General features: G+C 44.2%; 32 protein-coding genes. All 32 read left to right on the top strand.

What is annotated here, in order from left to right:
* Window positions 1-1,027 precede the first annotated feature (1,027 nt).
* The 32 genes from rpsJ to N693_RS0105680 all read left to right on the top strand — a co-directional run bounded on the left by rpsJ (window position 1,028) and on the right by N693_RS0105680 (window position 18,073).
* Window positions 1,028-1,336, top strand: a complete 309-nt coding sequence (rpsJ, locus tag N693_RS0105830) for a 30S ribosomal protein S10 (protein ID WP_025783865.1) — start codon at window positions 1,028-1,030, stop codon at window positions 1,334-1,336.
* A gap of 46 nt (window positions 1,337-1,382) precedes the next feature.
* Window positions 1,383-2,012 (top strand): 50S ribosomal protein L3, encoded by a 630-nt coding sequence (rplC, locus tag N693_RS0105825; protein WP_025783864.1) that lies wholly within the window; start codon window positions 1,383-1,385, stop codon window positions 2,010-2,012.
* A gap of 25 nt (window positions 2,013-2,037) precedes the next feature.
* Complete coding sequence (rplD, locus tag N693_RS0105820) at window positions 2,038-2,661, top strand: 50S ribosomal protein L4 (protein WP_025783863.1); 624 nt, start codon at window positions 2,038-2,040, stop codon at window positions 2,659-2,661.
* Window positions 2,661-2,945 carry a 50S ribosomal protein L23 gene (gene rplW / locus N693_RS0105815; protein WP_025783862.1) on the top strand — a complete coding sequence of 95 codons (285 nt, stop codon included), beginning with the start codon at window positions 2,661-2,663 and terminating at the stop codon, window positions 2,943-2,945. Before rplD ends, rplW begins: the two co-directional genes overlap by 1 nt.
* Window positions 2,946-2,972: 27 nt before the next feature.
* A complete protein-coding gene (gene rplB, locus N693_RS0105810) occupies window positions 2,973-3,803 on the top strand; it encodes a 50S ribosomal protein L2 (protein WP_025783861.1) in 831 nt (276 codons plus the stop codon).
* Between the two features lie 60 nt (window positions 3,804-3,863).
* Window positions 3,864-4,142 (top strand): 30S ribosomal protein S19, encoded by a 279-nt coding sequence (rpsS, locus tag N693_RS0105805; RefSeq protein WP_025783860.1) that lies wholly within the window; start codon window positions 3,864-3,866, stop codon window positions 4,140-4,142.
* A 19-nt stretch (window positions 4,143-4,161) separates the two neighbouring features.
* Window positions 4,162-4,506 carry a 50S ribosomal protein L22 gene (rplV, locus tag N693_RS0105800; RefSeq protein WP_025783859.1) on the top strand — a complete coding sequence of 115 codons (345 nt, stop codon included), beginning with the start codon at window positions 4,162-4,164 and terminating at the stop codon, window positions 4,504-4,506.
* 3 nt (window positions 4,507-4,509) lie between these two features.
* Window positions 4,510-5,166: a 30S ribosomal protein S3 gene (gene rpsC / locus N693_RS0105795; protein WP_025783858.1), complete on the top strand. Its 657-nt coding sequence runs from the start codon at window positions 4,510-4,512 to the stop codon at window positions 5,164-5,166.
* Window positions 5,167-5,168: 2 nt separating this feature from the next.
* Complete coding sequence (gene rplP / locus N693_RS0105790) at window positions 5,169-5,603, top strand: 50S ribosomal protein L16 (RefSeq protein WP_025783857.1); 435 nt, start codon at window positions 5,169-5,171, stop codon at window positions 5,601-5,603.
* Window positions 5,593-5,793 carry a 50S ribosomal protein L29 gene (gene rpmC / locus N693_RS0105785; protein WP_025783856.1) on the top strand — a complete coding sequence of 67 codons (201 nt, stop codon included), beginning with the start codon at window positions 5,593-5,595 and terminating at the stop codon, window positions 5,791-5,793. Before rplP ends, rpmC begins: the two co-directional genes overlap by 11 nt.
* Window positions 5,794-5,810: 17 nt before the next feature.
* On the top strand, window positions 5,811-6,074 hold the full coding sequence (gene rpsQ / locus N693_RS0105780) for a 30S ribosomal protein S17 (protein ID WP_025783855.1): 264 nt from the start codon (window positions 5,811-5,813) through the stop codon (window positions 6,072-6,074).
* A gap of 39 nt (window positions 6,075-6,113) precedes the next feature.
* The gene (gene rplN, locus N693_RS0105775) at window positions 6,114-6,482 is read left to right on the top strand and encodes a 50S ribosomal protein L14 (RefSeq protein WP_025783854.1); all 369 of its coding nucleotides are present in this window, start codon (window positions 6,114-6,116) and stop codon (window positions 6,480-6,482) included.
* A gap of 35 nt (window positions 6,483-6,517) precedes the next feature.
* On the top strand, window positions 6,518-6,877 hold the full coding sequence (rplX, locus tag N693_RS0105770) for a 50S ribosomal protein L24 (RefSeq protein ID WP_025783853.1): 360 nt from the start codon (window positions 6,518-6,520) through the stop codon (window positions 6,875-6,877).
* Window positions 6,878-6,903: 26 nt separating this feature from the next.
* Window positions 6,904-7,443 carry a 50S ribosomal protein L5 gene (gene rplE, locus N693_RS0105765; RefSeq protein WP_025783852.1) on the top strand — a complete coding sequence of 180 codons (540 nt, stop codon included), beginning with the start codon at window positions 6,904-6,906 and terminating at the stop codon, window positions 7,441-7,443.
* Between the two features lie 20 nt (window positions 7,444-7,463).
* Entirely contained in the window at window positions 7,464-7,649 is a 186-nt protein-coding gene (gene rpsN, locus N693_RS0105760; RefSeq protein ID WP_025783851.1) for a 30S ribosomal protein S14, read from the top strand.
* Window positions 7,650-7,677: 28 nt separating this feature from the next.
* Window positions 7,678-8,076 (top strand): 30S ribosomal protein S8, encoded by a 399-nt coding sequence (gene rpsH / locus N693_RS0105755; RefSeq protein ID WP_025783850.1) that lies wholly within the window; start codon window positions 7,678-7,680, stop codon window positions 8,074-8,076.
* Between the two features lie 30 nt (window positions 8,077-8,106).
* Window positions 8,107-8,646: a 50S ribosomal protein L6 gene (gene rplF, locus N693_RS0105750; protein WP_025783849.1), complete on the top strand. Its 540-nt coding sequence runs from the start codon at window positions 8,107-8,109 to the stop codon at window positions 8,644-8,646.
* A 33-nt stretch (window positions 8,647-8,679) separates the two neighbouring features.
* Window positions 8,680-9,042: a 50S ribosomal protein L18 gene (gene rplR / locus N693_RS0105745; RefSeq protein WP_025783848.1), complete on the top strand. Its 363-nt coding sequence runs from the start codon at window positions 8,680-8,682 to the stop codon at window positions 9,040-9,042.
* A gap of 22 nt (window positions 9,043-9,064) precedes the next feature.
* The gene (rpsE, locus tag N693_RS0105740; RefSeq protein WP_025783847.1) at window positions 9,065-9,565 is read left to right on the top strand and encodes a 30S ribosomal protein S5; all 501 of its coding nucleotides are present in this window, start codon (window positions 9,065-9,067) and stop codon (window positions 9,563-9,565) included.
* Between the two features lie 13 nt (window positions 9,566-9,578).
* Window positions 9,579-9,761, top strand: coding sequence for a 50S ribosomal protein L30 (gene rpmD / locus N693_RS0105735; RefSeq protein WP_025783846.1), 183 nt, complete (start codon window positions 9,579-9,581; stop codon window positions 9,759-9,761).
* A 32-nt stretch (window positions 9,762-9,793) separates the two neighbouring features.
* On the top strand, window positions 9,794-10,234 hold the full coding sequence (gene rplO / locus N693_RS0105730; protein WP_025783845.1) for a 50S ribosomal protein L15: 441 nt from the start codon (window positions 9,794-9,796) through the stop codon (window positions 10,232-10,234).
* Window positions 10,234-11,526, top strand: a complete 1,293-nt coding sequence (gene secY, locus N693_RS0105725) for a preprotein translocase subunit SecY (protein WP_025783844.1) — start codon at window positions 10,234-10,236, stop codon at window positions 11,524-11,526. Before rplO ends, secY begins: the two co-directional genes overlap by 1 nt.
* 49 nt (window positions 11,527-11,575) lie before the next feature.
* On the top strand, window positions 11,576-12,229 hold the full coding sequence (locus tag N693_RS0105720; protein WP_025783843.1) for an adenylate kinase: 654 nt from the start codon (window positions 11,576-11,578) through the stop codon (window positions 12,227-12,229).
* Window positions 12,230-12,651: 422 nt separating this feature from the next.
* A complete protein-coding gene (gene infA, locus N693_RS0105715) occupies window positions 12,652-12,870 on the top strand; it encodes a translation initiation factor IF-1 (protein ID WP_025783842.1) in 219 nt (72 codons plus the stop codon).
* Between the two features lie 38 nt (window positions 12,871-12,908).
* Window positions 12,909-13,022: a 50S ribosomal protein L36 gene (gene rpmJ / locus N693_RS19915; RefSeq protein WP_076758849.1), complete on the top strand. Its 114-nt coding sequence runs from the start codon at window positions 12,909-12,911 to the stop codon at window positions 13,020-13,022.
* A gap of 23 nt (window positions 13,023-13,045) precedes the next feature.
* Window positions 13,046-13,411, top strand: a complete 366-nt coding sequence (gene rpsM, locus N693_RS0105710) for a 30S ribosomal protein S13 (RefSeq protein ID WP_025783841.1) — start codon at window positions 13,046-13,048, stop codon at window positions 13,409-13,411.
* Between the two features lie 24 nt (window positions 13,412-13,435).
* Complete coding sequence (rpsK, locus tag N693_RS0105705; RefSeq protein ID WP_025783840.1) at window positions 13,436-13,825, top strand: 30S ribosomal protein S11; 390 nt, start codon at window positions 13,436-13,438, stop codon at window positions 13,823-13,825.
* Between the two features lie 132 nt (window positions 13,826-13,957).
* A complete protein-coding gene (locus N693_RS0105700) occupies window positions 13,958-14,902 on the top strand; it encodes a DNA-directed RNA polymerase subunit alpha (RefSeq protein WP_025783839.1) in 945 nt (314 codons plus the stop codon).
* Window positions 14,903-14,934: 32 nt separating this feature from the next.
* Window positions 14,935-15,315 (top strand): 50S ribosomal protein L17, encoded by a 381-nt coding sequence (gene rplQ, locus N693_RS0105695; RefSeq protein WP_025783838.1) that lies wholly within the window; start codon window positions 14,935-14,937, stop codon window positions 15,313-15,315.
* A 270-nt stretch (window positions 15,316-15,585) separates the two neighbouring features.
* The gene (locus N693_RS0105690; RefSeq protein WP_025783837.1) at window positions 15,586-16,431 is read left to right on the top strand and encodes an energy-coupling factor ABC transporter ATP-binding protein; all 846 of its coding nucleotides are present in this window, start codon (window positions 15,586-15,588) and stop codon (window positions 16,429-16,431) included.
* Entirely contained in the window at window positions 16,407-17,279 is an 873-nt protein-coding gene (locus tag N693_RS0105685; RefSeq protein ID WP_025783836.1) for an energy-coupling factor ABC transporter ATP-binding protein, read from the top strand. The genes N693_RS0105690 and N693_RS0105685 overlap by 25 nt, the downstream gene beginning before the upstream one ends.
* Complete coding sequence (locus N693_RS0105680; protein WP_025783835.1) at window positions 17,276-18,073, top strand: energy-coupling factor transporter transmembrane protein EcfT; 798 nt, start codon at window positions 17,276-17,278, stop codon at window positions 18,071-18,073. Before N693_RS0105685 ends, N693_RS0105680 begins: the two co-directional genes overlap by 4 nt.
* The last annotated feature ends 10 nt before the right edge of the window (window positions 18,074-18,083 follow it).

Here is an 18,083-nt window from a genome sequence, read left to right as displayed (position 1 = left end):
TAAACCAAAGAAAGTGCTCATAAAGCCCGGAGAATGCTCATAAACCAGAGAAAGTGCTCATAAAGCCTGTAGAATGCTCATAAACCAGAGGAAGTGCTCATAAAGCTCGGAGAATGCTCATAAATCAGAGGAAGTGATCATAAGCCTGGAAGATGCTCATAAACCAGAGGAAGTGCTCATAAAGCCCAGAGAATGCTCATAAACCAGAGAAAGTGCTCATAAAGCCCAGAGAATGCTCATAAACCAGAGAAAGTGCTCATAAAGCCTGGAGAATGCTCATAAACCAGAGGAAGTGCTCATAAAGCTCGGAGGATGCTCATAAACCAGAAAAAGTGATCGTAATCCCCAAACCCACTCATAGCCTAAAAGGCTGCTCGTACCCTCATCATTTCACGGCACTTAGAGTAATCCAACTGCGTATCCAAATTAAACAATCAAACTAAATAATTTTAACCGAACAAAACCAAGATTAATTTGTGTGATTCGCTTAGCGAATCATTTTCTATAGAAAGAAGTTGGTATTTGGTTACTTCACTAAAATAACTCTCACCAACAACAGAGAGTATAATCACAAACCATAGATTCCACTCATTAGCTTGTGATAATGACCATAAACCTCATAATATAAAGTTTGTTCTAGCTAGACGCATATAATCTCCCGCACAACACTTCAAAACCTCCCAATAAAACAACAAATCCAAACTTCTATTAATAACTTGTAAAACCCAAACTCCAATTATATTTGACATGAATCGCAAGTTAACACTAAAACTAACCTACTGACTCGTAAGCAATAGCAACAAATTAGTTGCATCTATCGTCATTTCGTTTTATAATATAAAAGTTGTTAAAGAATATCGCTAAACCTATTGCGACATTCTTTTTTTATGTGTATAATGTTTAGTGTTGGTCTTTGACTGCGATGAAGCGGGAGGTTACCGACACACCCGGCCGCTTTGCCATGGCATGTGTGTGGGAAAATTTCCGTGGAGAATGTCTAGAAAATAGGCGAGAAGGAGGGAAAATAATGGCAAAACAAAAGATTCGTATCCGTTTGAAAGCATATGATCACCGTGTGCTTGATCAGTCAGCTGAAAAGATTGTAGAAACTGCAAAGCGTTCCGGAGCTAGTGTCTCAGGTCCGATTCCATTGCCGACAGAACGTTCGGTGTACACAATTCTTCGTGCGGTCCACAAATACAAGGACTCACGTGAGCAGTTCGAAATGCGTACTCACAAACGTCTGATCGATATCGTCAATCCGACACCACAAACTGTTGACGCTTTGATGAAGCTTGACTTACCATCTGGCGTAGACATTGAAATCAAACTTTAATGGCAAACTATAATACTAAAAACAAATTAATCAGGAGGTGTGACAAATGACCAAAGGAATCTTAGGAAGAAAAGTCGGTATGACGCAAATTTTTGCTGAAAACGGCGATTTGATCCCCGTAACTGTAATTGCAGCTGCTCCAAACGTTGTTCTTCAAAAGAAGACAATCGAAACAGACGGCTACGAAGCAATTCAGCTCGGATTCGAGGACAAACGTGAAAAGCTTTCCAACAAACCAGAAATGGGACACGTTGCAAAAGCTGAAACGGCACCTAAGCGCTTCATTCGCGAATTCCGCGGAGTCGATGTAGCTGGGTACGAAGTTGGTCAGGAAGTCAAAGTCGATACATTCGCAGAAGGCGAAATCATCGATATTACAGGAGTATCAAAAGGTAAAGGTTTCCAAGGTGTTATTAAGCGCCACGGTTTCTCACGTGGACCAATGAGCCACGGATCTCGTTTCCATCGCGCACCAGGTTCAATCGGTTCGGTTGATGCTCAACGCGTATTCAAAGGTAAAAAAATGCCAGGCCGTATGGGCGGCAAAACAGTTACAATCCAAAACCTTGAAGTTGTTCGAGTTGACACAGAGCGCAACTTGTTACTAGTAAAAGGTAACGTTCCAGGTTCACGTAAATCACTTGTAGAAGTGAAAAGCGCGATTAAAGGGAACTAATTAACGAAGGAAGGAGGAAACACTAATGCCAAAAGTATCCGTAGTGAATCAAACAGGATCTGCAGCAGGCGAAATCGAATTGAATGAACATGTATTCGGAATTGAGCCGAACGAAGCAGTCCTATTCGAAGCATTGGTTCAACAACGCGCAACATTGCGTCAAGGGAACCACAAAGTAAAAACACGCGCTGAAGTAGCTGGCGGTGGTCGCAAACCATGGCGTCAAAAAGGAACAGGTCGTGCTCGTCAGGGCTCAATCAGATCTCCACAATGGCGTGGAGGCGGTATCGTATTCGGACCAACACCACGTAGCTATAGCTACAAGTTGCCAAAGAAAGTCCGTCGTCTTGCTCTTCGTTCTGCTTTGTCTTCAAAAGTACGTGACGAAGAAATGGTAGTATTAGAAGCTTTAGCTTTCGATGCACCAAAGACAAAAGAATTCACAAAAGTGCTGAAAGACTTGTCGATCAGCAAAAAAGCATTGTTTGTAACAGCTGACCTTGATGAAACAGTAGCTTTGTCTGCTCGTAACATCCCAGGAATCAGCGTTGTTACTGCTAACGGTATCAATGTTCTAGACCTAGTTGGTCACGATCAACTAGTCTTGACAAAAGATGCTGTCAAAAAAATTGAGGAGGTGCTTGGTTAATGGAAGCACGTGATGTATTGAAGCGTCCGGTCATTACCGAGCGATCTTCTGAAGCAATGGAATTCAACAAGTACACTTTCGAAGTTGATACTCGCGCTAACAAAACGCACATCAAACAAGCTATCGAAGAAATCTTCGGAGTAACAGTGGAAAAAGTGAACGTCCAGAACTACAAAGGTAAATTCAAGCGCATGGGTAAACATGCTGGTTATACGAACAAGCGCCGTAAAGCGATTGTTACATTAACTGCTGATTCTAAAGACATCGAGCTATTCGATATCTAATCACACTAAACGAAGGAGGGAACACAAATGGCGATTAAGAAATACAAACCTACCTCCAACGGACGCCGCAACATGACGACTTCTGATTTCGCAGAAATCACAGCAAGCAAGCCAGAAAAATCATTGCTTGAGCCAGTCAAACGTAAAGGCGGACGTAACAACCAAGGTAGGATTACAGTTCGTCACCAAGGTGGCGGCCACAAGCGCCAATACCGTGTCATCGACTTCCAACGTCGGAAAGATGGCATACCAGGACGCGTTGCTACGATCGAATACGATCCAAACCGTTCTGCAAACATCGCATTGATCAACTATGCTGATGGAGAAAAACGTTATATCCTAGCTCCTAAAGGATTGACAGTTGGAATGACAATCATGTCGGGACCTGAAGCGGACATCCGCGTAGGGAACGCTCTTCCACTTGAAAACATCCCTATGGGTTCTACAATCCACAACATCGAGATGAAACCTGGTAAAGGCGGACAATTAGTTCGTTCAGCTGGTACATCTGCACAATTGCTCGGACGTGAAGGCAAATATGTCATCATCCGCTTGCAATCTGGTGAAGTTCGCATGATCTTGTCAGCTTGCCGTGCTACAATCGGTCAAGTTGGTAACGAACAACACGAACTTATCAACATCGGTAAAGCAGGACGTTCACGCTGGATGGGTAAACGCCCAACAGTACGTGGATCAGTCATGAACCCGAACGATCACCCACACGGTGGTGGTGAAGGACGTACGCCAATCGGTCGTCCAAGCCCAGTTACACCTTGGGGCAAACCGACTCTTGGTTACAAGACTCGTTCTAAGAAAAACAAATCCGACAAACTTATCGTTCGTCGTCGCAAAAAATAATGTGATTGCACTGCGGTTCAATGATTGGACCGTAGTACAAACGCAAAGGGAGGTAACGAAATGGGCCGCAGTTTGAAAAAAGGACCTTTTGCAGATGAACATTTGCTTAAAAAGGTTGACGCTCAAAAAGATGCACAAAAGAAACAAGTCATCAAGACTTGGTCACGTCGCTCTACAGTATTCCCATCCTTCATCGGATTGACAATTGCTGTTTATGACGGACGCAAACACGTACCTGTCTACATCACTGAAGACATGGTCGGACACAAACTAGGTGAGTTCGCACCTACCCGTACTTACAAAGGCCATGGTGCCGATGATAAGAAAACGAAACGCTAATTGAGAGGAGGAATTTCTGATGCAACAAGCTAAAGCATCTGCGCAAACAGTCCGTATTGCTCCTCGTAAAGTCCGATTAGTCGTTGATCTTATCCGGGGCAAGAAAATCGGTGAAGCTGTCGCGATTCTACGTTTGACGCCAAAAGCGGCATCACCAGTCGTAGAAAAAGTTTTAAATTCAGCTATTGCTAATGCTGAGCACAACTACGAAATGAACATTGAGAACCTAATTGTTAGCGAAGTATTCGTTGATGAAGGTCCTACTATGAAACGTTTCCGTCCACGTGCGCAAGGCCGTGCGAGCGCAATCAACAAACGCACAAGCCACATCACTGTAGTGGTATCTGAAAAGAAGGAGGGATAATTCGTGGGTCAAAAAATACATCCTAACGGTCTGCGGGTCGGTATAATTCGTGACTGGGATTCGAAATGGTATGCAGAAAAAGACTATGCGACTCTCTTGCACGAAGACCTTAAAATCCGCAAATATATCGAAACACGTTTAGTAGACGCTTCAGTTTCTAAAGTAGAAATCGAACGCGCTGCGAAAAAAGTTAACATCACTATCCACACAGCTAAACCTGGTATGGTTATCGGTAAAGGTGGTACTGAAGTCGAAGCACTTCGTAAAAACCTTAACGAAATCTCTGGCAAGCGTGTACACATTAACATCGTTGAAATTAAGCGTGCTGATCTTGACGCGAAATTGGTTGCAGAATCAATCGCTCGTCAACTAGAAAGCCGCGTATCATTCCGCCGCGCACAAAAGCAGGCAATCCAACGTACAATCCGTTCTGGAGCAAAGGGTATCAAAACTCAAGTATCCGGACGTCTTGGTGGAGCCGACATCGCGCGTGCAGAACACTACAGCGAAGGAACTGTCCCACTTCATACACTTCGTGCAGATATCGATTATGCACATGCTGAAGCTGATACAACATACGGTAAACTTGGCGTTAAAGTATGGATCTATCGTGGAGAAGTCCTTCCAGTGAAGAAGAACTCTGGGGAAGGAGGCAACTAATCATGTTAGTACCAAAGCGAGTAAAACATCGTCGTGTATTCCGCGGCAAAATGCGCGGACAGACAAAAGGCGGCGCAACGGTTCAATTCGGTGAGTTCGGCCTTCAGTCTCTTGAGGCTGCATGGATCACGAATCGTCAAATCGAATCAGCACGTATCGCAATGACACGTTACATGAAACGTGGCGGTAAAGTTTGGATCAATATTTTCCCACACAAATCGTATACTAAGAAGCCTCTCGAAGTTCGAATGGGTTCTGGTAAAGGTGCTGTTGAGGGATGGGTAGCAGTAGTAAAACCTGGCCGAGTTATGTTTGAAATCGCAGGCGTCTCTGAAGAGGTCGCTCGTGAAGCACTCCGCCTTGCAGCGCACAAACTTCCTGTTAAGTGTAAGTTTGTAAAACGTGAAGAAATTGGTGGTGAATCTAATGAAAGCTAATGAAATCCGTGACTTGACAACTGCAGAGATCGAGCAAAAAGTGAAATCACTGAAAGAAGAGCTTTTCAACCTTCGCTTCCAGTTAGCGACAGGACAATTAGAAAACACTGCACGCATCCGTGAAGTACGCAAATCGATTGCGCGCATGAAGACAGTAATACGTCAAAGAGAAATCAGTGCAAATAACTGATGAAGGAGGTTGCACCCATGACTGAGCGTAACCAACGCAAAGTATACACAGGCCGCGTTGTATCCGACAAAATGGACAAAACGGTAACGGTAATGGTAGAAACACACAAAAAGCATTCTTTGTATGGCAAGCGTGTAAAGTATTCTAAAAAATATAAAGCACATGATGAAATGAACGAAGCTAAAATCGGCGATGTAGTCCGTATTATGGAAACTCGTCCGTTGTCAGCTACAAAGCGTTTCCGCCTTCTTGAAGTAGTCGAAAAAGCGGTCATCATCTAATAACGTTCGGAACACAGTATCCGAGGGGAGGTAACCAAATTGATTCAACAAGAATCCCGCATGAAAGTCGCAGATAACTCTGGCGCACGTGAAGTGCTTACAATCAAAGTTCTTGGCGGTTCTGGCCGTAAAGTTGCGAACATCGGCGACGTTGTCGTTGTTACAGTTAAGAAAGCAACACCAGGTGGCGTTGTTAAGAAGGGTGAAGTCGTTAAAGCGGTTATCGTTCGTACTAAGAGCGGTATGCGTCGTAAAGATGGATCTTATATTACATTCGATGAGAATGCTTGTGTCATCATTCGTGACGACAAGAGCCCTCGTGGAACTCGTATTTTCGGACCAGTTGCACGCGAATTACGCGACAGCAACTTCATGAAAATCATTTCTCTTGCTCCAGAAGTACTTTAATTACAGAGCAGTGCCAATCAAGGAGGTGCAACAGAATGCACATTAAAAAAGGCGATAAAGTAAAAGTTATCTCTGGGAAAGACAAAGGAAAGACAGGTGTCATCCTTTCAGTATTCCCGAACAAAGAACGAATCCTCGTTGAAGGCGTGAACATCGTCAAAAAGCATACAAAGCCGAACCAAGCGAATCCGCAAGGTGGTATTGTAAGCCTTGAAGCTGCAATTCACGTTTCTAACGTAATGTTTGTTGATCCTAAGTCTGGCGAACCAACACGTATCGGTTACAAGATTGAAGAAAAAACCGAAGGCGACAAGACATTCCGTGTTAAGTCCCGTGTTGCGAAGAAGTCCGGCGAAGTTATCGACGAGATTAGCAAAAAAGAACTCAAAAAATAACTCTCTAAGAAGGGAGGTTCTTCTGAATGAGCCGATTAAAGGATAAATACCAAAAAGAAATTACTCCTGCTCTCATGAGCAAGTTCAACTATACATCTGTAATGCAAGTGCCGAAAGTTGATAAGATCGTTATCAACATGGGTGTTGGCGACGCGGTTCAAAACACAAAAGCACTTGATGCTGCTGTGGAAGACTTGACAATTATCTCAGGTCAGAAACCAGTCGTAACTAAAGCGAAGAAATCTATCGCTGGATTCCGTCTTCGTGAAGGAATGCCTATCGGAACAAAAGTTACTCTACGTGGAGAACGCATGTATGAGTTCCTGGACAAATTGATCGCTGTATCACTTCCACGTGTACGTGACTTCCGTGGTGTATCGAATAAATCATTCGACGGACGCGGAAACTACACACTTGGTGTGAAAGAGCAACTAATTTTCCCGGAAATTGACTTCGATAAAGTGTCTAAAGTACGCGGAATGGATATCGTCATCGTTACGACTGCCAACTCAGACGAGGAAGCTCGTGAGTTGCTAGCGCAGTGCGGCATGCCGTTCCAAAAGTAAACATAAGGGAGGCGTAAAACGTGGCTAAAAAATCAATGATCGCAAAACAGAAACGTACGCCAAAGTTCCAGGTTCAAGAATATACACGTTGTGAGCGCTGTGGGCGTCCGCACTCAGTATATCGGAAGTTTAAACTTTGCCGTATTTGTTTCCGCGAACTCGCATACAAAGGACAAATTCCTGGCGTTAAAAAAGCAAGCTGGTAAACCCCATTCTGGGAAGGAGGTTAATGTAATGACAATGAGTGATCCGATCGCAGATATGCTTACTCGCATTCGTAACGCCAACATGGTGCGTCACGAGAAGCTAGAAGTACCTGCTTCAAACCTTAAAAAAGAGATCGCAGAAATCCTCAAACGTGAAGGTTTCGTCCGCGACGTAGAATATGTGGAAGACAGCAAACAAGGCATCATCCGCATTTTCCTTAAATATGGTAAAAACGAAGAACGCGTAATCACTGGACTCAAGCGCATTTCTAAGCCTGGTCTTCGTGTATATGCAAAGTCAACAGAAGTACCAAGAGTGTTGAACGGACTAGGTATCGCCCTTGTTTCAACTTCTAACGGTGTTTTGACTGATAAAGAAGCTCGTGCTAAACAAGTTGGCGGAGAAGTCGTCGCTTACGTTTGGTAATCTGTAACAATTGAATGGAGGTGCAAACAAATGTCCCGAATTGGTAAACGTCCGATTGAGGTGCCTGAAAACGTAACAGTTACGATCGATGAGAATAACTTCGTTACAGTTAAAGGACCGAAAGGCGAACTTACAAATACATTTACTAAAGACATAAAGATCGAACAAGAAGGTAACGTGATCACATTGACACGTCCATCTGAATCGAAAGAACACCGTTCGATGCACGGTACAACACGTTCGCTTCTAGCGAACATGGTTACTGGAGTATCAGCTGGTTTTGAGCGTGCGCTTGAACTAGTAGGTGTCGGGTATCGTGCTCAAATGCAAGGTAAGAAACTTGTATTGAACGTCGGTTACTCACAACCGGTTGAATTCACACCGGAAGAGGGCATTGAAGTTGAAGTGCCTGCTAACACAAAAATTATCGTTCGCGGTACTAACAAAGAACGCGTTGGTGCTCTTGCTTCTAACATCCGCAAAGTACGTCCACCAGAACCGTATAAAGGTAAAGGTATTAAGTACGAAGGCGAAGTTGTTCGACGCAAAGAAGGTAAAACAGGTAAATAATGCCGCATAGGCATCCGGAAGGAGTGACCTCGAGTGATCACAAAACAAGATAAGAACGCTGTCCGTAGAAAACGGCATGCACGTGTCCGTACAAAGATCAACGGTACTGCTGAGCGTCCTCGCTTGAACGTATACCGTTCAAACAAACACATCTATGCACAACTTATTGATGATGCAAACGGTGTAACACTTGCAAGCGCATCTACAATGGATAAAGAATTCTCAGCGGATTCTTCTTCTAATGCAGACGCTGCTGTCAAAGTGGGCGAACTGATTGCGAAAAAAGGTGTAGAAAAGAATGTCAAAGTTGTCGTATTCGACCGCGGAGGCTATCTATACCACGGCCGCGTCAAAGCACTAGCTGACGCTGCACGCGAAAATGGACTTGAATTTTAATTAAGAAGGAGGGACATATTCCATGCGTCGTAATGAACAAAACAAAAGTGAATTCGAAGAGCGCGTAGTTACCATCAACCGCGTAGCTAAAGTTGTAAAAGGCGGACGTCGTTTCCGTTTTACTGCTCTAGTCGTTGTTGGTGATAAAAACGGCCGCGTTGGTTTCGGTACTGGGAAAGCACAAGAAGTTCCAGATGCAATCCGTAAAGCAATCGAAGATGCGAAGAAAAACCTAATCGAAGTACCAATGGTCAAAGGCACAACGCCACATCAGATCATCGGACGCTTCGGAGCAGGTCAGATTCTTATCAAACCGGCTGCACCAGGTACAGGAGTTATCGCCGGCGGACCAGTCCGTGCGGTACTTGAACTTGCAGGAATCACGGATATCCTTTCTAAATCACTTGGTTCTAACACACCAATCAACATGGTACGTGCTACAATCCAGGGATTGACGAATTTGAAGCGTGCTGAAGATGTAGCGCAGCTACGTGGTAAATCCGTAGAAGAACTGTTAGGTTAAGGGGGGAAACACAATGGCAAATAAACTTGAAATCACCCTTACTAAAAGCGTGATTGGCGCTAAGCCAGCACAACGTAAAACAGTTGAAGCTCTTGGACTTCGCAAAATGAACCAAACGGTTGAGCACCAGGATAATGTCGCAATCCGCGGCATGGTCAACAAGGTCAGCCATTTGGTAACTGTCAGCGAACAATAATCAGTTATTCTTGAATAAGGAGGTGCCGAAAGATGAAATTACACGAAATGAAACCTGCAGAAGGTGCTCGTAAAGAACGTAAGCGTGTTGGTCGTGGTATGGGATCTGGATCAGGTAAAACATCTGGTAGAGGTCATAATGGTCAAAACTCACGTTCGGGCGGCGGTGTACGTCTTGGATTTGAAGGTGGACAACTTCCACTATTCCAACGTCTACCTAAGCGCGGATTTACGAACATTAATCGTAAAGAATATGCCATCGTAAATCTTGAAACGTTAAATCGTTTTGATGAAGGCACAGAAGTAACACCAGAATTGTTGATTGAAACAGGAATCGTGAGCAATGAAAAATCCGGTATTAAGATTCTTGGTAATGGGACTCTTGAGAAGAAGATTACTGTCAGAGCTCATAAATTCTCTGCTTCTGCTAAAGAAGCGATCGAGAAAGCGGGCGGGCAAGTCGAGGTGGTATAATGTTTCAGACAATCTCAAACTTCATGCGAGTAAAAGAGATACGGTCTAAAATAATTTTCACACTGCTAATGCTCATCGTATTCCGTCTCGGTACGTTTATAACGGTACCGAACGTGGATGCGACTGCGCTCCAGCAATCGGACAATCAATTCATTGGATTTTTGAACATTTTTGGTGGAGGAGCACTTTCTAAGTTCTCAATCTTCGCCATGGGAATCATGCCGTACATCACTGCGTCAATCATCGTGCAACTATTGCAGATGGACGTTGTACCGAAGTTTTCTGAGTGGGCAAAACAAGGGGATGTCGGAAGACGTAAGCTTGCACAATTCACTCGTTATTTCACCATGATTCTTGCGTTCATCCAAGCGATTGCAATGTCATTTGGATTTAACCAAATGTTCCAAGGAAGACTTGTTGAAGACAACGGAGTTTCGACATATATTGTCATCGCTCTAGTGTTAACAGCAGGTACCGCTTTTCTTCTCTGGCTCGGCGAGCAGATTACAGCGAAAGGTGTCGGTAATGGTATTTCAATCATTATCTTCGCCGGAATCGTTGCTGCCATTCCGAATGCAGTCAACCAATTGTATGTGTCACAGATCCAAGATGCTGGGGATGCTTTGTTCATCCGCATTGCGATGATGGTTCTGTTACTTGTTGCAGTTATTGCAATTACAGTTGGCGTGATCTACTTCCAAGAAGCATTGCGTAAAATTCCAATTCAATATGCAAAACGGGTGACGGGTCGTGGGCAGACTTCTGCTGGACAACAAACGCACCTACCACTGAAACTGAACGCTGCAGGGGTTATCCCAGTCATCTTTGCGGTTGCGTTCTTTACAACGCCGCAATTACTTGGCACGTTCTTCAGTGACAACAGTACTGTTGCTGCTATTACGCGAGTGCTCAACTACTCGCATCCAGCCGGCATGGCACTGTATATCGGTCTGATCGTTGCCTTCACGTATTTCTACGCATTTGTTCAGGTTAATCCTGAGAATGTCGCAGACAACTTGAAGAAACAAGGAGCTTATATCCCTGGGATCCGTCCTGGTCAGAATACACAGGACTATTTGACAAGCACGCTTTATCGACTGACTTTTGTTGGTTCGATTTTCCTTGCTACTGTCGCAGTTCTTCCGATTATTATTATTGAAATTGCAAATCTTCCACAGTCCGCTCAAATCGGTGGTACCAGCTTGCTGATTGTTGTCGGGGTTGCCCTCGAAACAATGAAGCAGCTTGAATCACAATTGGTTAAGCGTCACTACAGAGGATTTATGAAATAAATTTAAGTGAAGAGTTTCTCCACTTGAATATCTTTGGAGGGCAAGGCGTATGAACATCGTATTAATGGGTCTGCCGGGTGCCGGTAAAGGAACTCAGGCCGACAAAATTGTCGAAAAGTACGGAATCCCTCATATTTCTACAGGCGATATGTTCCGTGCTGCTATTCAAGAAGGCACGGAACTTGGAGTCAAAGCTAAATCGTATATGGATCAGGGAGCACTTGTTCCTGACGAAGTTACGATTGGTATTGTCAGTGAGCGTCTTCGCAAACCTGACTGTGATAACGGTTTTCTATTAGATGGTTTCCCACGTACTGTCCCTCAAGCGGAAGCGCTTGATGGCATACTTGAGGGAATGTCTCGGAAAATCGAACATGCACTCAACATCCAGGTAGACAAAGAACTCCTTGTTGCTCGGCTGACGGGTCGCCGGATCTGTAAAGTTTGTGGAACGTCTTACCACCTCGAATTCAATCCACCAAAGGTTGAAGGCGTATGTGATAAAGACGGAGGCGAACTCTATCAAAGAGCTGATGACAATCCGGAAACTGTCACAAACCGTCTGGAAGTAAATATGAAACAATCTGCACCGCTACTATCGTTCTACGATGGAAAAGGCGTGCTGACAAACATTAATGGTCAGCAGGACATTAATGACGTATTTCACGACGTGGATGCTGTGTTAACAACTCAGGTTCACTAAGCCTTTCCGAAGCATGCAGACGTCAGGGCATCACGTCCGGCAGCGTTCTGCTGTACGGAAGGAGCATTTGATTAGATTGAGCTGCAAAAGCACTTGATGCTAGGCTGAAAATCGAAAACATTCGGCAGTTAAACGCTCAGTACTTCACACATGCATTTTCTTGCTCTTCGGAGTATAATTTGTTGGTGTGAGTGGGTTTGTTGTCTTAGGACGAACAGATCAGCAGCAAACTGTCGGTCATGTTTGAACCGATTTGAAGTTCCACACAACATGTCGGGACCGGCAAACTAGTATGAAATGTGATTTGCGTCTTTTCGAACATCACTCGCGCATACCGGACATATGTTGAAGGAGCTTGTAAAGCGACTGATGCCGCTCGGAAGGTGAGGGCCTTTATAGGATATAGAAGGGAGACTGAGCTGATGGCGAAAGATGACGTAATCGAAATTGAAGGTACTGTAATAGATACGTTGCCGAATGCGATGTTCAAAGTGGAACTGGAAAACGGACATACTGTGCTTGCACATGTATCCGGTAAAATCCGTATGCACTTCATCCGCATTTTGCCCGGTGATAAAGTGACAATTGAATTGTCGCCTTATGACTTAACACGTGGTCGCATCACATACCGTTTCAAATAAACTTTTGCACTCCGGACTAATGAAGGAGGTTGGGTAAGATGAAAGTAAGACCATCTGTAAAACCGATCTGCGAAAAATGCAAAGTTATTCGCAGACGCGGCCGAGTAATGGTAATCTGTGAAAATCCAAAGCACAAACAGCGTCAAGGATAATATAAAGGAGGTGCGCAACCTATATGGCACGTATTGCTGGTGTAGACGTACCGCGCGATAAGCGCGTTGTAATTTCATTGACTTACATCTACGGAATTGGGAAAACGACAGCACAGAAAGTTCTTGCTGCAGCTGACGTTTCAGAAGAGACACGCGTTCGTGATTTAACTGACGTGGAACTCGACAAAATCCGTGAACAATTAGATGCATTGAAAGTTGAAGGGGATCTTCGCCGTGAAACTTCACTTAACATCAAACGTTTGATGGAAATCGGAAGCTTCCGTGGAATCCGTCACCGTCGTGGATTGCCTGTACGCGGACAAAACACAAAAAACAATGCACGTACTCGTAAAGGTCCTAAGCGGACTGTAGCAAACAAAAAGAAATAATAGGTAAAGGAGGTATTTTCGAACATGGCACGTAAACAACAAACTCGTAAACGTCGTGTAAAAAAGAATATTGAATCCGGGATTGCACATATCCGCTCGACGTTCAACAATACTATCGTAACGATTACAGACACTCACGGAAATGCACTTTCATGGTCTAGTGCTGGTGCACTTGGTTTCCGCGGTTCACGTAAATCGACTCCATTTGCGGCTCAAATGGCTGCAGAAACAGCTGCAAAGTCTTCTATGGAACACGGTCTTAAAACGTTGGAAGTTACTGTTAAAGGACCTGGTGCAGGACGTGAAGCTGCGATTCGTTCACTACAAGCTGCTGGTCTTGAAGTAACAGCAATCCGTGACGTAACGCCTGTTCCGCACAACGGATGCCGTCCTCCAAAACGTCGTCGTGTATAACGGTTTCTATTCCAATTGATTGAGAAACACAATTTTTGGTAAGAATGAATTGTGCGATTGCATTTTGCTGTCTATAAAAATCGATTTCAATAAGGAACGACCCACACAGACGTTTTGAAGGAGGGTAAATGAATGATCGAGATTGAGAAACCGAAGATTGAAACCGTTATGGTTGCTGAAGATTCCATGTTTGGTAAGTTTGTTATCGAACCATTGGAACGAGGCTATGGAAACACTTTAGGGAATTCATTACGCCGCGTCCTGTTGTCTTCTCTGCCTGGAGCTGCCGTAACATCGATTCAAATCGATGGCGTTCTTCACGAGTTCTCAACAGTTGAAGGCATTGTTGAAGATGTAGCTACTATTATTCTAAATGTGAAGCAATTAGCCCTTAAAATCTATTCTGATGACGAAAAAGTGATCGAGATAGATGTCAAAGGCGAAGGTGTGGTAACTGCTGCTGACATTACTCATGATAGTGATGTAGAAGTATTGAATCCAAATCTTCACATTGCGACACTTGGGAAAAATGGTCACCTTCGTATGCGCATGTATGCAGTACGAGGACGAGGCTATGCTCCTTCAGTGCAAAACAAACGTGATGACCTTGCGATTGGTGTTATTCCAATCGATTCTATCTACACACCGGTATCTCGTGTAAACTTCCAGGTTGAAAATACTCGGGTTGGTCAAAGTACAAACTTTGATAAGTTAACACTAGATGTTTGGACAGATGGTAGTATTGGTCCTAAAGAATCTGTTTCGCTGGGTGCTAAAATCCTTACGGAACATTTAAATATTTTTGTCGGTATGACAGACGAAGCACAAACTGCAGAGATCATGGTAGAAAAAGAAGAAGACCAAAAAGAAAAAGTTCTTGAGATGACTATCGAAGAATTAGATCTTTCTGTTCGTTCTTACAACTGCCTAAAACGTGCAGGCATCAATACCGTTATGGAACTTGCTAACAAGTCCGAGGACGAAATGATGAAAGTGCGAAATCTTGGCCGAAAATCACTTGAAGAAGTAAAGCTGAAATTGGAAGAGTTGAATCTAGGATTACGCTCTGAAGATTGATGGCAGAATTAGATTGAAGGAGGGAATCTTCTATGGGTTACAGAAAACTTGGACGCACAAGTTCACAGCGTAAAGCGATGCTACGGGACCTGGCAACAGACCTAATCATCCACGAACGCATCCAAACAACGGAAGCACGTGCGAAAGAGCTTCGTTCAGTTGTTGAAAAAATGATCACACTTGGTAAGCGTGGGGACTTGCATGCACGCCGTCAGGTAGCTGAATTCATCCGCCGTGAAGTAATTCTTGGTACTGATGATGAAGGTAAAGAAACTAAGACATTTGCCATTCAAAAATTGTTTGACGATGTTGCACCGCGCTATGCAGAACGCCAGGGCGGATACACACGAATCATGAAGATGGGACCGCGCCGTGGAGACGGAGCACCTGTTGTAGTCATCGAACTCGTGTAAGGAACTTGGGGGTGTGACTGGCGACAGCCACACCCTCTTTCCACATAATGATTTATACGACAATATGAAAAGCTGAGTGTTACGATCGACAGATTTTTTGCTCGGTCTAGCTCTACGCATCTCATCCGCGATGACGGCTTGAGCACCCGGCATCGAAACATTTTGCTGCGCATTCTTCGGATGAGATGCGCGCTTTTTTTATTTATAGAAATCTTTGATGGGATTTCTAGCTATACATACATAAGTTCAAAAGAAAAGAGGCGGTAGTGGATGAGGGAAGTTTTGTCGTTGGACGGTGTATCTTTTGCATATGAAACAGAAGAAGACGTTTTCGTACAAGCTGTCCAAGACGTCTCCTTTACGGTTCGTGACGGGGAATGGGTGTCGATTGTCGGGCATAATGGTTCGGGTAAATCGACGCTAGCCAAATTGATGATTGGCTTACTGTTTCCAGCTACCGGTACGGTCAATGTCTTTTTGGATCCGTTGACAGAGGATAATCTATGGGACGTTCGTTCGCAACTTGGCGTTGTGTTTCAAAACCCAGATAATCAGTTTGTCGGTGCTACTGTGCAAGATGATGTTGCATTTGCCTTAGAGAATAATGGTGTTTCTTACGCGGACATGCAAATTCGTGTGAAAGAAGCGCTCTCTGATGTCGGGATGTCGGCGTATCATAACCACGAACCTCATCATTTATCGGGAGGACAAAAGCAGCGCGTGGCGATTGCTGGGGCCCTTGCGATGAATCCGAAAATTTTAATTTTGGACGAAGCAACATCAATGTTGGACCCTCAAGGCCGAAGTGAAGTTATTGAATTGATCACTTCGTTACGAAGTACTACCGGACTTACTGTCATTTCTATCACGCACGATTTGGAAGAGGTCCTTTTAGCGGATCGTGTTTTCGTCATGAACCAGGGAAAACTTGCAGCTTCCGGGACACCAACCTCTATCTTTGAACAAGGAACTAAACTTCAAGAGCATGGACTCGATTTGCCATTTGCTCTTCGTCTCTCACAGTTATTGAGGGACGCAGGAATGCCGCTAGTAGGCGATCATATGTCAGAAAAAGAGTTGGTGAACGAGTTATGGACATCTCATTTCAACAAGTGAATTTTGCATATGCACCGAATACTCCTTTTGAGAAGAAAGCGCTACATGACATCAATGCTACGATTAAAACAGGCTCGTTTACAGCAGTGATTGGCCATACTGGCTCTGGGAAGTCTACATTGCTACTGCATTTAAATGGTTTACTGAAGCCAACGGAAGGCACCGTACAGGTTGGGGACACGCTTATTACTTCGGAAACAAAAGGGAAAGCGCTACGCAATGTTCGACGGGATGTCGGAATCGTCTTCCAATTTCCTGAGCATCAGTTATTCGAAGAGACTGTGGAAAAAGATATTATGTTCGGCCCGTTGAACTTCGGTATCCCTGAAGAGGAAGCTAGAAAGCGGGCACACGAACTAATCGAGATGCTGGGCTTGCCTCCAGAAGTTGCGAATAAGTCACCGTTTGAACTTTCAGGTGGTCAGATGAGGCGGGTTGCGATTGCAGGAGTGCTTGCGTTTAAACCATCCGTATTAATTTTAGATGAACCGACAGCAGGACTCGATCCCCAAGGGCGTCGTGAAATTATGGAGCTGTTTGAAAGGTTTCATAAAGAAGAGGGTTTGACTACGATTTTAGTGACCCACAGCATGGAAGACGCTGCCCGTTATGCAGAGCATGTCATCGTGATGCATGAAGGTCGTGCTGTGCTCGATGGGCCCCCTGAAGAGGTATTGACAGATGCAGAGCAACTTGCAATGTATCGCTTGGAATTGCCGCGTTCAGTGCGGTTTCAGAGAGACTTCGAGCGATTAGTTCATCATAACTTGCCGACACCTGCGCTCACAGAAGAGCATCTGGCCGTAATGATTGCAGCGCTTGCTAAAGAAATGGGTGAGCGCACATGATGGAGAAGATGATATTCGGACGTTATCTACCAGGAGATTCGATTACGCATCGCCTGGATCCTAGATCTAAGCTGATTTTCATATTTTTGTTCATCTTCGCAGTTTTTTTGGCGAATAATACAGTGACCTATGCAATTTTACTTGCGTTTACGGTGTTCGTTATTCTGCTCTCAAAAATACGAATTCCATTTTTGTTAGGTGGACTTAAACCGATTCTGTTTCTCGTGGTATTTACACTTCTTATGCATTTGTTTCTCACGCGTGAAGGTGACGTCCTCTTCCAATGGAGGTTCATCACGATTTATGAAGAAGGATTGCGCCAAGGTATTTACATTTCGTTACGATTTTTAATTTTAGTATTGATGACAACTGTACTCACACTGACGACTTCGCCAATATCAATTACTGATGGTGTGGAGACTTTGCTGAATCCGTTGAAACGATTTAAACTCCCAGTGCATGAGCTCGCTATGATGATGTCGATTGCTTTGAGATTCATCCCTACCTTAATGGATGAAACCGACAAAATCTTGAAAGCTCAACTTGCGCGAGGGTCGGATATCAGTTCAGGAAGTGTTCAACAACGTGTGAAAGCTGTGATTCCATTACTCGTTCCATTGTTTGTAAGTGCGTTCAAGCGTGCTGAAGATCTAGCAGTTGCGATGGAAGTTCGCGGTTACCGTGGAGGAGAAGGTCGGACACGGTTTCGGAAGTTGCAGTGGCAAACGAGCGACACAATGATCCTTGTTTTGTTAGGTGTACTCTCAGCCATCATGCTGTATTTCAGAGGGTAAAGGAGGACAC

This window comes from Sporosarcina sp. D27, assembly GCF_000586555.1.
GTDB lineage: Bacteria > Bacillota > Bacilli > Bacillales_A > Planococcaceae > Sporosarcina.
This window is presented reverse-complemented; position numbering and strand designations above follow the sequence as displayed.